At 66.0% G+C, this 13,716-nt stretch carries 16 protein-coding genes and 1 tRNA gene; 13 read left to right on the top strand and 4 right to left on the bottom strand.

Annotated features, from left to right (window positions below):
• Positions 1–335: 335 nt before the first annotated feature.
• Positions 336–701: a hypothetical protein gene (locus C7449_RS09940; RefSeq protein ID WP_108002604.1), complete on the top strand. Its 366-nt coding sequence runs from the start codon at positions 336–338 to the stop codon at positions 699–701.
• A 278-nt stretch (positions 702–979) separates the two neighbouring features.
• On the opposite strand, the gene C7449_RS09935 is transcribed toward C7449_RS09940, so the two are convergent.
• A tRNA-Leu gene (locus C7449_RS09935) sits at positions 980–1,064 on the bottom strand.
• Positions 1,065–1,315: 251 nt separating this feature from the next.
• On the opposite strand from C7449_RS09935, the gene C7449_RS09930 reads away from it, so the two are divergent.
• Entirely contained in the window at positions 1,316–1,903 is a 588-nt protein-coding gene (locus C7449_RS09930; RefSeq protein ID WP_108002603.1) for a YqaA family protein, read from the top strand.
• A 16-nt stretch (positions 1,904–1,919) separates the two neighbouring features.
• Positions 1,920–2,435, top strand: a complete 516-nt coding sequence (locus C7449_RS09925) for a disulfide bond formation protein B (RefSeq protein ID WP_108002602.1) — start codon at positions 1,920–1,922, stop codon at positions 2,433–2,435.
• A gap of 55 nt (positions 2,436–2,490) precedes the next feature.
• On the opposite strand, the gene C7449_RS09920 is transcribed toward C7449_RS09925, so the two are convergent.
• Together C7449_RS09920 and C7449_RS09915 are read right to left on the bottom strand one after the other, a co-directional pair.
• Positions 2,491–3,048 (bottom strand): HNH endonuclease, encoded by a 558-nt coding sequence (locus C7449_RS09920; protein WP_108002601.1) that lies wholly within the window; start codon positions 3,046–3,048, stop codon positions 2,491–2,493.
• 277 nt (positions 3,049–3,325) lie between these two features.
• Complete coding sequence (locus tag C7449_RS09915; protein ID WP_108002702.1) at positions 3,326–3,970, bottom strand: DNA-3-methyladenine glycosylase family protein; 645 nt, start codon at positions 3,968–3,970, stop codon at positions 3,326–3,328.
• Between the two features lie 67 nt (positions 3,971–4,037).
• Here C7449_RS09915 and gluQRS point away from each other — a divergent pair, with 67 nt between their 5' ends.
• Entirely contained in the window at positions 4,038–4,961 is a 924-nt protein-coding gene (gene gluQRS / locus C7449_RS09910) for a tRNA glutamyl-Q(34) synthetase GluQRS (RefSeq protein WP_170115845.1), read from the top strand.
• Here the strand turns inward: gluQRS and C7449_RS09905 are convergent.
• A complete protein-coding gene (locus C7449_RS09905) occupies positions 4,908–5,849 on the bottom strand; it encodes a YihY/virulence factor BrkB family protein (protein ID WP_108002600.1) in 942 nt (313 codons plus the stop codon). The two genes, gluQRS and C7449_RS09905, sit on opposite strands and share 54 nt — an antisense overlap.
• Positions 5,850–5,961: 112 nt before the next feature.
• Between C7449_RS09905 and C7449_RS09900 the strand changes: the two genes are divergently transcribed.
• From C7449_RS09900 to cysT, 9 genes are all read left to right on the top strand, one after another.
• The gene (locus C7449_RS09900) at positions 5,962–6,807 is read left to right on the top strand and encodes an SDR family oxidoreductase (RefSeq protein WP_108002599.1); all 846 of its coding nucleotides are present in this window, start codon (positions 5,962–5,964) and stop codon (positions 6,805–6,807) included.
• A gap of 168 nt (positions 6,808–6,975) precedes the next feature.
• Positions 6,976–7,179 carry a twin transmembrane helix small protein gene (locus C7449_RS09895; protein WP_108002598.1) on the top strand — a complete coding sequence of 68 codons (204 nt, stop codon included), beginning with the start codon at positions 6,976–6,978 and terminating at the stop codon, positions 7,177–7,179.
• Positions 7,180–7,192: 13 nt separating this feature from the next.
• Entirely contained in the window at positions 7,193–7,771 is a 579-nt protein-coding gene (locus C7449_RS09890; protein ID WP_108002597.1) for a cob(I)yrinic acid a,c-diamide adenosyltransferase, read from the top strand.
• Positions 7,772–7,804: 33 nt separating this feature from the next.
• On the top strand, positions 7,805–8,590 hold the full coding sequence (locus C7449_RS09885) for a rhomboid family intramembrane serine protease (RefSeq protein ID WP_108002596.1): 786 nt from the start codon (positions 7,805–7,807) through the stop codon (positions 8,588–8,590).
• A 190-nt stretch (positions 8,591–8,780) separates the two neighbouring features.
• Positions 8,781–9,530 carry an electron transfer flavoprotein subunit beta/FixA family protein gene (locus C7449_RS09880; protein ID WP_108002700.1) on the top strand — a complete coding sequence of 250 codons (750 nt, stop codon included), beginning with the start codon at positions 8,781–8,783 and terminating at the stop codon, positions 9,528–9,530.
• 189 nt (positions 9,531–9,719) lie between these two features.
• Positions 9,720–10,649, top strand: coding sequence for an electron transfer flavoprotein subunit alpha/FixB family protein (locus C7449_RS09875; protein WP_108002595.1), 930 nt, complete (start codon positions 9,720–9,722; stop codon positions 10,647–10,649).
• 156 nt (positions 10,650–10,805) lie between these two features.
• A complete protein-coding gene (locus C7449_RS09870) occupies positions 10,806–11,684 on the top strand; it encodes a 3-hydroxybutyryl-CoA dehydrogenase (protein ID WP_108002594.1) in 879 nt (292 codons plus the stop codon).
• 152 nt (positions 11,685–11,836) lie between these two features.
• The gene (gene cysP, locus C7449_RS09865; protein ID WP_108002593.1) at positions 11,837–12,820 is read left to right on the top strand and encodes a thiosulfate ABC transporter substrate-binding protein CysP; all 984 of its coding nucleotides are present in this window, start codon (positions 11,837–11,839) and stop codon (positions 12,818–12,820) included.
• A 73-nt stretch (positions 12,821–12,893) separates the two neighbouring features.
• Positions 12,894–13,715: a sulfate ABC transporter permease subunit CysT gene (gene cysT / locus C7449_RS09860; RefSeq protein ID WP_108002592.1), complete on the top strand. Its 822-nt coding sequence runs from the start codon at positions 12,894–12,896 to the stop codon at positions 13,713–13,715.
• The last annotated feature ends 1 nt before the right edge of the window (position 13,716 follow it).

The following is a 13,716-nucleotide window of genomic DNA, read 5'->3' as shown; positions in this document are numbered from 1 at the left end:
CCCGTGGGCCACCCGTCGTTGACGGCCAAGCCTCAGGTTTGAACCAGAGCGACGGCAGTGGGGCGCACCGTAGATGGGGCCGAGCGAGCAAAGAGTATCACCCCCGGAGAAAGTACGGGACGGCTGTGGAATTGGGGGGTACCCCGGGGGTTCGCGCGGGTTGCCGCCTATCTGATGGGGGCCGGGGAGATTTTTCGGGAGGCGGCATAGCGCTGGATCTCGAGAGCCTCAGCCGACATTCACAATGATGTGGAAAGCCATCTGACCTTCCACGGCGCACCTTCCAGGATCCCGTCCCCGGTGTAGTTTGCCATTGGGGACAACTTGAGGGAAACATGAAAAAGTTAATCGTTATCGCTGCGCTATGCGGTGCGCTTTCCGCGTGCGCGTCTAAATCTGATACAATCGCGGCCAGTTATGTATCGTCTTCGCTTTACATGAATCTGTCGTGCCAGCAACTGGCCGAGGAGGCCCGCTCTGTGTCCTCTAGGGCCGCTGCCGCTGCCGGAGTACAAGACAAGAAGGCAGGACAGGACGCAGCTGTGACGGCCGTGGGGATCGTCCTGTTTTGGCCTGCGCTCTTCTTCACCAAAGGTGACGGCGCATCCGCGGCGGAAGTCGCAAGGCTGAAGGGTGAAATGCAGGCGATCGAGGACGCTTCACGGAAAAAGGGTTGCGGCCTGAAGTTCCAAAAGTCGTAGGCGCGGCGCAACCCGCCAGATTTGGTGAGGCCCGCGAATACCTGCCGCAACGTATCCCCAAGCGGCATAGGGCCTTCACAACCTCGGCACAGTACCGGGCTTGCAAGCGCCGCTCGGGTTCAAGTTCTTCTTCTCAATCGGCAGGAGCCGGCCTGGAACCGGGCGACGGTAGCGCCATGCGCCGTGAAGTTGTTAAGTATACGGGAGCATCAGACCCACAATTGTATCTCCCTGCACTAAATTGTGTTCGGAGAGGCATATCTCGGGAAAGAGCTTGGTGGTGCCCCATGCCGGAATCGAACCAGCACTCCTTTCGGAACTCGATTTTGAGTCGAGCGCGTCTACCAGTTCCGCCAATGGGGCACGGGACCTGCGACCGCAGTCATCGCCGTTTACACGATGGCTTTCGGGGCGGTCAACGGCAAATCGCAAGCCTTGGCACCATCACAAAACCGTGCGGAGATTTACAACGGCCGCCGGCCTGATAAAAAGCGCCTGATCCGGCCGCACGCGTCCCGCCGGAAACGCGCGGGATGATACCGGCACCTTGAGGCAGCGCATGGTCGCCCCCGAACCTCCGGTTCGCAGGCACTGCGCCAGAACGGGACCGTTGAATGCTCCGACGCCTTTACGACTGGACCTTGTCCCTTGCGGCGCGCAAGTCGGCAGAAGCCTGGCTCGCCATCATCGCCTTCGTCGAGAGCTCGGTGTTCCTGATCCCAGCCGACGTGCTGTTTTTGCCCATGGGCCTCGCCCGGCCGGAGAAGCTGTGGCGCTACGCCATGGTGGCAACGGTGTTTTCCGTGCTCGGCGGCATCGCCGGCTGGTATCTCGGCCACTATGCCTTCGAGGCGGTCGCCAAGCCGGTGCTGGAATTCTACGGCAAGCTCGACGCCTTCGAGGCGATGCGCGCCTCGGTTGGCTACGAGACGCTGCTGCTGCTGCTCGTCACCTCCGGGCTGGCGCACCTGCCGCCGATCAAGGTGGTCACGATCCTTTCCGGCGCCGCCAACATCAATCTCGGCCTCTTCATCGTGTCGGCGATCCTGGCGCGCGGCGCCCGCTTCTTCTTCCTCGCCTGGCTGCTGCGCCGCTACGGCGAGCCGATCCGCCACTTCATCGAAAAGCAGCTCGGCCTGATCGCCGGCATCGGCGCGGCGCTCTTGATCGCCGGCTATGCCGCCTATCGCTATGTCGCCTGAACAGGAACGCGCCTCCATGTCGACTGCCGTGCACGACCGCAAGTCCGCCCTCCCCTATGCGCTGCTGCTCACCCTCGGCATGGCCGCCACCGTCGGCGGTGCGCTCGGCTTCGAGCATATCGGCGGCTACATTCCCTGCGCACTCTGCCTGCTCGAGCGGCTGCCCTACTATTACGGCATCCCGGTCGCGGCGCTTGCGGCGGCTTCGGCAGCGTTCGGCGGCCCCGCCTGGGTGACGCGCGGGCTGCTTCTGGTGGCCGGCCTGATGATGCTGGTCGGCGCGGCCATGGGGGTCTACCACGCCGGCGCCGAATGGGGCTTCTGGGAGGGACCGTCGACCTGCGCTACCTCGGCCCAGGGGGTCAGCTCGAACGTCGGCGACCTGCTCGGCGACCTCGACGCGAAGCGGCCGCCGTCCTGCAGCGAGGCGGCGCTGCGGGTGCTCGGCCTGTCCTTTGCCGGCTGGAACGTGATTGCGAGCCTGCTGCTTGCGGCGATCGCCTTTGCCGGCGTGCGGGCCAGGAAGGCCTGAGACTCGGGCGGAAGCGTGACGGGACGGATGGCAGTACGCCGGCAGGCGATGCCGGTCAGGGCTGCAGTTCGACGTCCCAGTACAGATAGTCCATCCAGCTCTCATGGAGGTAGTTGGGCGGGAACAGGCGGCCGTTGTTGTGCAGGTCCTGCACCGTCGGCTGGTAGGGCTTCTGGTGCGGGAACATGCCGGCCTGCTTCGGCAGCTTGCTGCCCTTTTTCAGATTGCAGGGCGAGCAGGCGGCGACGACGTTGCACCAGGTGGTCTCGCCGCCATGGGCGCGCGGAATGACGTGATCGAAGGTCAGGTCGTCCGCCGTGCCGCAATACTGGCACTCGAACTTGTCGCGCAGGAACACGTTGAAGCGGGTGAAGGCCGGGTAGCGTGACGGCTGGACATAGGTCTTCAGGCAGACGACGCTCGGCAGGCGCATGGTGAAGCTCGGCGAGGAAACCGAGTGCTCGTATTCCGCAATGATGTTGACGCGGTCAAGAAACACGGCCTTGATCGCGTCCTGCCAGGACCATAGCGACAAGGGATAGTAGCTCAGTGGCCTGTAGTCCGCGTTCAGGACGAGCGCCGGCAGGGCCTGTGGTGAGACAGCAATCGTCAAGTGGTTCTCCTGACCGATTCGGCATCTGCCCTCATATATTATTCCCCTTGTTGCAGCATTGTGAAGCCGGAAACAAAAAGGCGGGCGCCGGTTTCGTCGCTTTGCAACCCCTTCGCGCAGGATGCCGGACTGCACTGAAACTGCCGAGAGTGCGCCGCAGCGTTTTCGGATTTGCCAGGGACGCACGCCTTTCGACCTGCGGTCCAACGAGGCTATCCGGCGGACAAGGCGCGTCCGGCCACAGACAATCGGTTCACCATCCGGTGCAGGGTTGGGATCAGGCCAGCGGCGCGCCGCTTCGGCGCATCTCGCGGGCGTAATAGGCCCAGAAGAGCCGCGCCGAGACGCCGCGCCACGGCGACCAGCCTTGGGCGATCTGGTCCAGTTCGGCCGGCGACGGGCGGGCGTCGAGGCCGAGCGCATGGGCAACGGCGTTTTGCAGCGCCACGTCGCCGGAGGGGAATATGTCCGGGTGGCCGGCGCAGAAGAGCAGGTACACCTCCGCCGTCCAGCGGCCGATGCCCTTGATCGACGTCAGCGACCGGATCGCCGCCGGCGCGTCCATGTGGCAGATCGCCTCGAGATCGACCGTGCCGCGGTCGACCGCCTCGGCGACGCGGCGCAGCGTCTCGGCCTTGGCGCGCGAAAGCCCGGCGGCGCGGCAGTCGGCATCCGACAGGCCGAGGAAGTGATGGGGGGTGATCTCGCCGGCGATCTCCTCCAGCCTGCGCCAGATCGCGTCGGCGCTGGCGCGCGAGACCATCTGCGAGACGACGATGCCGGCCAGGCCGCGATAGCCCGCCTCGTGTCGGCGCAAGGGTACCGGGCCGGCCTTTTCGATGACGGAAAAGAGGCGCGCGTCGAGCAGCGCAAGATCGACGAGACCGGCGGCGACGTCCGCCTGCGTTCTGATCATGTGCAGTTGCATGCTGTTCCCGTGGCGCCGCCGGGCCATTGGCGACCGCGCCGGTTTCGTGCAAGAAAACCTGATGGATTCGCCTTTGTCAAAAGAAGCCGTCTTTCGCTTCGCGCCGAGCCCCAACGGCCTGCTGCATCTCGGCCACGCCTATTCGGCGATCCTCAACCACGATCTCGCCATGGCGGCTAACGGACGCCTTCTGCTGCGGATCGAGGACATCGATACCGCGCGCTGCCGGCCGGAATATGAGGAGGCGATCTATCGCGACCTGCACTGGCTGGGCATCGAGTGGGAGCGGCCGGTGCGGCGCCAGTCTGAACATTTCGCCTTCTATCAGCGGGCCCTCGAGGAATTGCGCGAGCGCGGCCTTGCCTATCCTGCCTTCCTCAGCCGCGGCGAAGTGCGCGAGAAGGTGGCCGCATTCGAGGCCATCGGCCGTACCTGGCCGCGCGATCCCGATGGCGCGCCCTGCTATCCGACCGAAGAGCGCCGGCTCGACCGCGCGCTTGCGGCGCGCTGGATCGCCGAGGGGCGGCAGCACGCCTGGCGGCTCGACATGGATGCGGCGATCGCCGCCGCCAGGGACCGGCGCTACGGGCGCGTGCTCGAATGGTCGGAGGCGGGCGCCGGCCCGGACGGAGAAACCGGTACGATCATCGCCCGGCCGGAACGCTGGGGCGACGTCGTGCTGTCACGCCCGGATGCGCCCTCGAGCTACCATCTTTCGGTGACGCTCGACGATGCGGCGCAGGGCGTCACCCATGTCGTCAGGGGGCAGGATCTGTTCCACGCCACCTCGGTGCACCGGCTGCTGCAGGTGCTGCTCGACCTGCCGCAGCCGCTCTACCGCCACCACGGGCTGGTGCGCGGCGCCGACGGGCGCAAGCTTTCGAAGAGCAACGGCGATACCGGCATCGCCGCCTATCGCGAGAAGGGCCTGCTACCTTCGGACCTGCGCGCCCTGTTCGCGCGCGATGGCCTCGTCCTCCATTGAGTCCGACGTCGCGGGCATCGGCTTTTCGCTGCGCAGCCGATCGAGGATCAGCCGCTTGACCCGGAACTTGAGCAGTGCTGCGTTGAACTCCGCGCCGAGGATGAAGATCACGCCGACGATGTAGAGGAACACCAGCGCGATCATGATCGAGGCAAGGCCCGCATAGGTCTTCACATAGGTGGAGAAGGCCGCAAGGTAGGAGGCGAAGAGATAGGCGCCGACGGTCCAGGCCACCAGCGTCAGCACGATTCCCGGCATCACGTCGGCGATGCGCCGGTGGCCGGCGGGCAGCCACAGGTGGGCGATGAGAAGCCCGACGAACAGCACGATGATCGTGCCGAAGATGCCCCATTCGAGCACCAGCGAATAGACGTAGCCGAGCCAGGGGATCCACTGATCGGTCGCGCGCACCGCCAGCGGCGCAGCCACAAGCACGATGCTGATGGCGGCCAGCGCAACGACGCCCAGCACGACGAAGCCGAGGCTGGCGAGGCGCGTGACGTACCACCAGCGCGTCTCCGCCACCCGATAGGCGCGGTTGAGCGAGACCCGCAGCGCCTCGACGCCGTTGGACGCGAAGTAGGCGGCGGCAAGCACGGACACCGTCGCAAGTCCGCCGCGCGGTATGGTCAGCACCGCCACCACCTCCCGCGAGATCGGCGCTGCGATCGATTCCGGCCAGGTGTCGAAGATCAGGTGAACGGCGGTGTCGGCGAACTGGTCGGCCCCCAGGAACGACCCGAGCGCGGTGCCGAAGATCAGGAAGGGAAAGATCGCAAGCAGCGTCGAAAGCGCAACGTGGCTCGCCATCGCCCAGCCGTCGTCAAGGGTGAAGTGCAGAATCGCGTCGTAAACGACCTTGTAGAGGAGGCGTAGAGCGGTCGGCATATCCGGCTTCCAATGAGTTGCCACCCCTTCCCTGCCGAAGCGGCGCTGCGGGCGTGATTGTCAGCGCCCGGTGAATATGGGAAACGAAACGGAATTTGTACAGGAATCGCACATGCCTGATCTCGTTCCCCCGGAAAGAACGATCATCGTCACCGGGTGTTCCTCCGGCATCGGCGCGCATTGCGCAAGGGCGCTCAAGGCCGATGGCTGGCGCGTGTTCGCGACGGTGCGCAAGGAGGCCGATCTCGCCTCGCTGGAAACCGACGGGATCGAGGCGCTGCTGATGGACTACACGCAGCCGGCGACGATCGCCGCCCTCGTCGACACGGTGTTTTCACGCACCGGCGGCCGCCTAGACGCGCTGTTCAACAACGGCGCCTACGGGCAGGCCGGCGCGGTCGAGGACCTGCCGGTCGAGGCGCTGCGCGAGCAGTTCGAGACGAACCTGTTCGGCTGGCACGACCTGACGCGCCGGGTGATCCCGGCGATGCGCCGGCAGGGCCACGGCCGCATCGTCCAGTGCTCGTCGATCCTCGGCATCGTGCCCTATCGCTGGCGGGGCGCCTACAACGCCTCGAAGTTCGCGCTCGAGGGCCTGTCGCTGACGCTGCGGATGGAGCTCGCCGGCTCCGGCATCCATGTCAGCCTGATCGAGCCCGGGCCGATCCGCTCGAACTTCACCGCCAATGCCATCGCCCACATCGAGAAGCACATCGACCTCGAGGGCTCCGTGCATGCGCAGGAATACCGGCGCCAGATGCAGCGGCTGCGCGGCGAGAGCGGACCGGCGCCCGGCAAGCTCGGGCCCGACGCGGTCTACGACGTGCTGAAGCATGCGCTCGACGCCCGCACGCCGCGGCCGCACTACATCGTCACCACTCCGGCGAAGCAGGGGGCGCTGCTGAAGAAGCTGCTGCCGGCGGCACTGTTCTATCGCTTCATCGGGCGGCTCGGTTAGGCCGGCTGCAGCGGCGCATCCAGCGACCGGTCCGCTGATGGCGAGGCGATCACCAGCGCGAAACCATGCCCGCGCGCCTGAAATTCGTTTCCGCAACGGGGGGCGATGCGCTAGGGTCGAACACAACCTTACCCGCGCCTGAGTGCGCCGAAGAACGGATCATCGAGAATGTCTACCGTCCTCACCTACATCACGCTGTTCGTCATGGGCTGCGTCGCGATCGTGCTGGTTCGCGGCCTGTTCAACATGGTCAGGGGCGGCAGCGGCAACAAATCCAACCAGTTGATGCAGTTGCGCATCGTCTTGCAGGCGGTCGCGATCGTCCTCATCATGCTGACCCTGTGGGTCACCGGCGGCGGGCGGCCCTCCTGAGGACAGGCGCATAATGGTCAAGCTGAACAAGATCTACACCCGCACCGGCGACGACGGCACCACCGGGCTCGTTTCCGGTCCGCGGCGCAAGAAACACGATCCCCGCGTCGAGGCCTATGGCGACATCGACGAGACGAACTCGCTGATCGGCGTGGCGCGCCAGCATTGCGGCGCGCTCGGCGACATCGACGCGATGCTGGGGCGAATCCAGAACGACCTGTTCGACCTCGGCGCCGACCTTGCGACGCCCGACACCGGCGAGGCGCCACAGTACGAGCCGCTGCGCATCGTCCAGCCGCAGGTCGACCGGCTCGAGGCCGAGATCGACAGGCTGAATGCCGACCTTTCCCCGCTGCGCTCCTTCGTCCTGCCGGGCGGCACGGCGGCGGCGGCGGCGCTGCACGTGGCCCGCACGGCCGCGCGCCGGGCCGAGCGCCGGATCGTGGAGCTGGCGGAGACGGAAGGCGAGACCGTGTCGCACGAGGCTGCGGCCTACATCAATCGCCTGTCCGATTTCCTGTTCGTCGCCGCCCGCTGGGCGAACGACAAGGGGGCTGCGGACGTGCTCTGGGTTCCGGGCGGAAACCGGTAGCCGCGACAGGGGAGCCACAGGGGAGCCGGCTCGATGTTCATACCGCTGCACGATGCCAACACCCTGAAATACATCAGGGTGCAGTACGTCACGATCGGGCTGATCGTCGTCAATGTCGCGATCTGGCTGATGGCAGGGCCGTTTGCCAGCCAGGCTGCCTCCGACGAGGCGGTGGTCGGGCTCGGCTACATCCCAGCCGTCGTGTTCGGCTACGCCGGCCTGGAGCCAGCCCTCGTGCTGGTGCCGAAGGACGCCACCTACCTCACCTATGCCTTCATCCACACCGATTTCCTGCATCTCGCCACGAACATGCTGTTCCTGTGGGTGTTCGGCGACAACGTGGAGGACGCGCTCGGGCATTTCCGCTTCCTCGTCTTCTATCTCGCCTGCGCCGCCGCCGGCGCCTTCGCCCATGGCATGCTGCTGCCGGATTCCGAGGCGCCGCTGATCGGGGCGTCGGGGGCGATCAGCGGGGTGGTCGCTGCCTATCTGCTGCTGCATCCCAGGGTGCGCGTCTGGGTGCTGGTGCTCTTCCGCATTCCGCTGCCGCTGCCGGCCGTGGTGCCGCTGCTGCTGTGGGTCGCGCAACAGTTCTACATGCTGCTGGTCGACCCGGACGGGGGTGTCTCCTGGGGCGCGCATGTCGGCGGCATTGTCGCCGGCGCGGTCCTCGTGGTCGTCCTCAGGCGGCCCGGCGTGCCGCTCCTCGACCGAACGCTGGTCAGGCCCGAGGCTATGCGGCATAAGGACGCAACGCAGACCGGGCCAACCGAAGCCGCCCCGGGCGCGCCGGCCCCGCCCCCGCACTTGGGGCGGTGATCGTTCAGGATTTTACGCGGATCGGCGAACTGACGTCGACGTGCGCGTCAAACCGGTACACGCGTTTCCCGCCGGACGCACCGCCGCAAACATTGAATTTGGGGAAAAAACGCGTATCGATGTCGCCCACCGACAAATGGGGCGCCTCGGGAAGGCGCATTTTCCCATGCGGGCATTGGAAGGAGAAACCATGAAGATCTTGGTCCCCGTCAAGCGGGTCGTCGACTACAACGTGAAGATCCGGGTGAAGCCGGATGGCACCGGCGTCGAGCTTGCGAACGTGAAGATGTCGATGAACCCGTTCGACGAGATCTCCGTCGAGGAGGCGCTGCGGCTGAAGGAAGCCGGCAAGGCCGAGGAAGTCGTGGTCGTCTCGATCGGCCCGGCGAAGGCGGAAGAGACGCTGCGCACGGCGCTCGCGATGGGTGCGGACCGGGCGATCCTGGTCGAGACCGACGACGCGGTCGAGCCGCTGGCGGTCGCAAAGATCCTCAAGGGCGTCACGGATGCCGAGCAGCCGGGCCTGATCATCGTCGGCAAGCAGGCGATCGACGACGACAGCAACCAGACCGGCCAGATGCTCGCAGCCCTGCTCGGCACCGCCCAGGCGACCTTCGCCTCGAAGATCGAGATCGCCGACGGCAAGGCCAAGGTCACCCGCGAAGTCGACGGCGGCCTGCAGACGATCGAGGTGAAGCTGCCGGCGGTGGTGACCACCGACCTGCGCCTCAACGAGCCGCGCTACGCCTCGCTGCCGAACATCATGAAGGCGAAGAAGAAGCCGCTCGACAAGAAGAGCCCGGCCGACTTCGGCGTCGACACCGCGCCGCGCCTGAAGGTGCTGAAGACCGAGGAGCCGGGCGGCCGCAAGGCCGGCGTCAAGGTCAAGACGGTCGCCGAGCTGGTCGAAAAGCTCAAGACCGAAGCCGGCGTGCTTTGAGGTCCTCCGTCATCCCGGCCTTGAGCCGGGATCCAGCAGCGTCGCGTCTGCGACGCGCGAGACTCTCCAGCGCGCAAGGACTTGCGCGCGCTGGATGCCGGATCAAGTCCGGCATGACGGGATGAACAAGATCGTCGCGCGCCGGTCCGACCCGGACCGTTGAGCGCAAACAGATAGGGAGATTACACCATGGCCATTCTTCTTCTGGCTGACCACGACAAGAGCCACCTTTCCGACCAGACCGCCAAGGCGCTGACGGCGGCGCAAAAGATCGGCGGCGACGTGCATGTGCTTGTCGCCGGTGACGGCGCCAAGGCTGCCGCCGAGCAGGCCGCCAAGCTTTCCGGCGTTGCCAAGGTGCTCGTGGCCGAGGACGCCACCCTCGCCAACAACCTGGCCGAGCCGCTGGCCGCGACGATCGTCGCGCTCGCCGGTTCCTACGACACGATCGTCGCCGCGGCGACCTCGGTCGGCAAGAACGTCATGCCGCGCGTCGCGGCGCTGCTCGACGTCGCGCAGGTCTCGGAGATCATCGAAGTCGTTTCCGCCGACACCTTCAAGCGGCCGATCTATGCCGGCAACGCCATCCAGACGGTGCAGACCACCGATGCCAAGAAGGTGATCACCGTCCGCACCGCCTCGTTTGCCGCGGCAACCGAAGGCGGCAATGCGCCGATCGAGACGGTTGTCGCCGCCGCCGATCCGGGCGTCTCGACATTCGTCGCCGACGCGCTGTCCTCGTCCGACCGCCCCGAACTGACCTCGGCGAAGATCATCATCTCGGGCGGCCGGGCGCTCGGTTCGGCGGAGAAGTTCCAGGAAGTGATCCTGCCGGTCGCCGACAAGCTCGGCGCTGCCGTCGGCGCCTCGCGCGCCGCGGTCGACGCCGGCTACGCGCCGAACGACTGGCAGGTCGGCCAGACCGGCAAGGTCGTCGCCCCGCAGCTCTACATCGCCTGCGGCATTTCCGGCGCGATCCAGCATCTCGCCGGCATGAAGGACTCCAAGGTAATCGTCGCCATCAACAAGGACGAGGAGGCGCCGATTTTCCAGGTCGCCGACTACGGCCTGGTCGCTGACCTGTTCGAGGTCCTGCCGGAGCTGGAAAAGGCCCTCTGAGGCCGATGCTGCGGTGCGGCGCGCGACGATAAATCGCTGGAAAAAAGTGCTGCACCTCTCTATCAATGCACCGGGCTGGAATTTTCCGGCCCGGTTTCATTTTGACCTGCGGCCGGGACGGCCGTCGGGTCGGGCTTAGTTTCGGTGGGCAGGACAATGAGTACGATCAGGAACGTCGGTATCGTCGGTGCAGGCCAGATGGGCTGCGGTATAGCGCATGTTTGCGCCGTCGCCGGATACAAGGTCCAGATCTACGATCTCTCGGCCGAACGGATCGAGGCCGGGCTCGCCACGATCCACGGCAATCTCGCCCGGCAGGTCGCCTCCGGCAAGATGACGGACGAGGACCGCAAGAACGCGCTGGCGCGGATCAGCGGCTCGGCCGATATCAACGACCTTTCCCAGGCCGACCTGGTCGTCGAGGCGGCGACCGAAGACGAGACCGTCAAGCGCAAGATCTACGGCAATGTCTGCCCGGTGCTCAAGGCCGACGCGATCCTCGCCACCAACACCTCGTCGCTGTCGATCACGCGGCTGGCCTCGGCCACCGATCGGCCCGAGCGCTTCATGGGCATCCACTTCATGAACCCGGTGCCGGTGATGAAGCTGGTGGAGCTGGTGCGCGGCATCGCCACCGAAGAGGATACCTTCGCCACCGCCAAGCAGTTCGTCGCCACCCTCGACAAGACGGTGACCGTCGCCGAGGACTTCCCGGCCTTCATCGTCAACCGCATCCTGCTGCCGATGATCAACGAGGCGATCTATACGCTCTACGAAGGCGTCGGCACCGTCGACGCGATCGATACGGCGATGCGGCTCGGCGCCAACCACCCGATGGGCCCGCTGCAGCTTGCCGATTTCATCGGCCTCGACACCTGCCTGTCGATCATGCAGGTGCTCTACGAGGGACTGGCCGACTCCAAGTACCGGCCCTGCCCGCTGCTGGTGAAGTACGTCGAGGCCGGCTGGCTCGGTCGCAAGTCCGGGCGCGGCTTCTACGACTATCGCGGCGAAGTCCCGGTTCCGACCCGCTGAGCGCGGCCCGGGCCGCCGTTCTCGTCCCGGCGCTTGCGGCGAAAAGATATTCGCCGCCCATGCCAGTCATTGGTGACTGATTGCTCGGAAGCCTCGTCGCGCCCCGGTAGGTTGCCGGGCAGACAACGACATGCTTCCCGGGAGACAATCACATGAAGCGCCTTCTTCTGATCGGTGCCGCCATCGCGGCGCTGGCAGCCCCCCTTTCGGCCAATGCCGCCGACAAGCTCCTGAACGCCTCCTATGACATCGCCCGCGAGCTGTTCGCCGCCGAGAACGAGGCCTTCGTCAAGGCCCATCCGGGTGTCACGATCGACCAGTCGCATGGCGGCACCTCCAAGCAGGCGCGCGCCATCGTCGAGGGCCTCGAGGCCGACGTCGTGACCTTCAACCAGGTCACCGACATCGATTTCCTCGTCAAGAACGGCTTCGTCGCCGAGGACTGGCAGTCGAAGTTCCCGAACAATGCCTCGCCCTTCTACTCCTTCCCGTCCTTCCTGGTGCGCGCCGGAAATCCGAAGGGCATCAAGGACTGGAGCGATCTCGCCCGTGACGACGTCAAGGTGATCTTCCCGAACCCGAAGACCTCCGGCAACGCCCGCTACACCTATCTCGCCGCGACGGCTTACGCGAAGGAGAAGTTCGAAGGCGACGAGGCGAAGGTGAAGGAATTCGTCACCAAGATCTTCGACAACGTGCCGGTCTTCGACACCGGCGGCCGCGCCGCCACGACCACCTTCGTCGAGCGCGAGATCGGCGACGTCATCATCACCTTCGAGGCCGAGACCAAGGCGATCGCCAAGCAGTACGGCACCGACAAGTTCGAGCAGGTCGTGCCCTCCGTCAGCCTGCTGGCGGAATTCCCGGTCGCCGTCGTCGACAAGGTCGCCGAGAAGCGGGGCAGCCAGGAACTGTCCAAGACCTACCTCGACTTCCTCTATTCGCCGGAGGGCCAGAAGGTCGCCGCCGAGTTCGGCCATCGCGTCCATGACGAGACGGTCGCCGCCGAGTTCAAGGACCAGTTCCCGGACATCCGCCTCGTGAAGGTCGAGGACGTCTTCGGCGGCTGGGGCCAGGTCTCCAAGGAGCACTTCGCCGAGGGCGGCATCCTCGACACGATCTACGGCAGCCGGTAACACCGGGAAGATCTGAACCGGACCGGCGGGAGAAAGCCCCGCCGGTCCTTCTGTTGCAAAAAGGACGAGCATCTTGAAACGGCGCGTTTTGCCGGGCCTGCCCCTCTCCCTCGGGATCACGCTGGTCTATGCGGCGATCATCATCGTGCTGCCGCTGGCAGCGCTCGTGTTCAAGGCCGCAAGCCTCGGGCCGGCCGACTACTGGCGCATCGTCTCGTCCGACCGTGCGGTCGCAAGCTACGTGGTGACCGTCTCCAGCGCGCTGGCCGCGACCGTCTTCAACCTCGTCTTCGGGCTGGCGCTTGCCTGGGTGCTGGTGCGCTATCGCTTCCCCGGCCGCCGCCTCATCGACGCGCTGGTCGACCTGCCCTTCGCACTGCCGACCGCCGTTGCCGGCATCTCGCTGACGACGCTGTTTGCGACCAACGGCTGGTTCGGCGCGCCGCTTTCCGAACTCGGCGTCAAGGTCGCCTACACGCCGCTCGGCATCATGATCGCCATGGCCTTCACCAGCCTGCCCTTCGTCGTGCGCACCGTCCAGCCGGTGCTCGAGGAGCTCGATCCGGCATTGGAAGAGGTGGCGCAGACGCTTGGCGGCAGCGACGTTTCGATCTTCCGGCGCGTTATCCTGCCGCTGCTGACGCCGGCACTGCTCGCCGGAGTATCGCTGTCCTTCGCCCGCAGCCTCGGCGAATTCGGAGCGATCATCTTCATTGCCGGGAACCAGCCCTTCTCGACGGAGATCACCGCGCTGCTGGCCTTCATCCGCCTCGAGGAATACGACTACCCGGCCTCCGCCGCGATCGCCTCGGTCATGCTGATCGCCGCCTTCGTCATGCTCGCGGTCACCAACCTCATGCAGGCGCGCGCGCTTCGCTACACCGTGAGAAACTGAG

Origin of the sequence: Mycoplana dimorpha, from assembly GCF_003046475.1 — a bacterium.
In the GTDB taxonomy this organism is placed as follows: domain Bacteria; phylum Pseudomonadota; class Alphaproteobacteria; order Rhizobiales; family Rhizobiaceae; genus Mycoplana; species Mycoplana dimorpha.
Note: the sequence above shows the minus strand (reverse complement) of the source record. Positions and strands in the feature narration are given on the sequence as shown.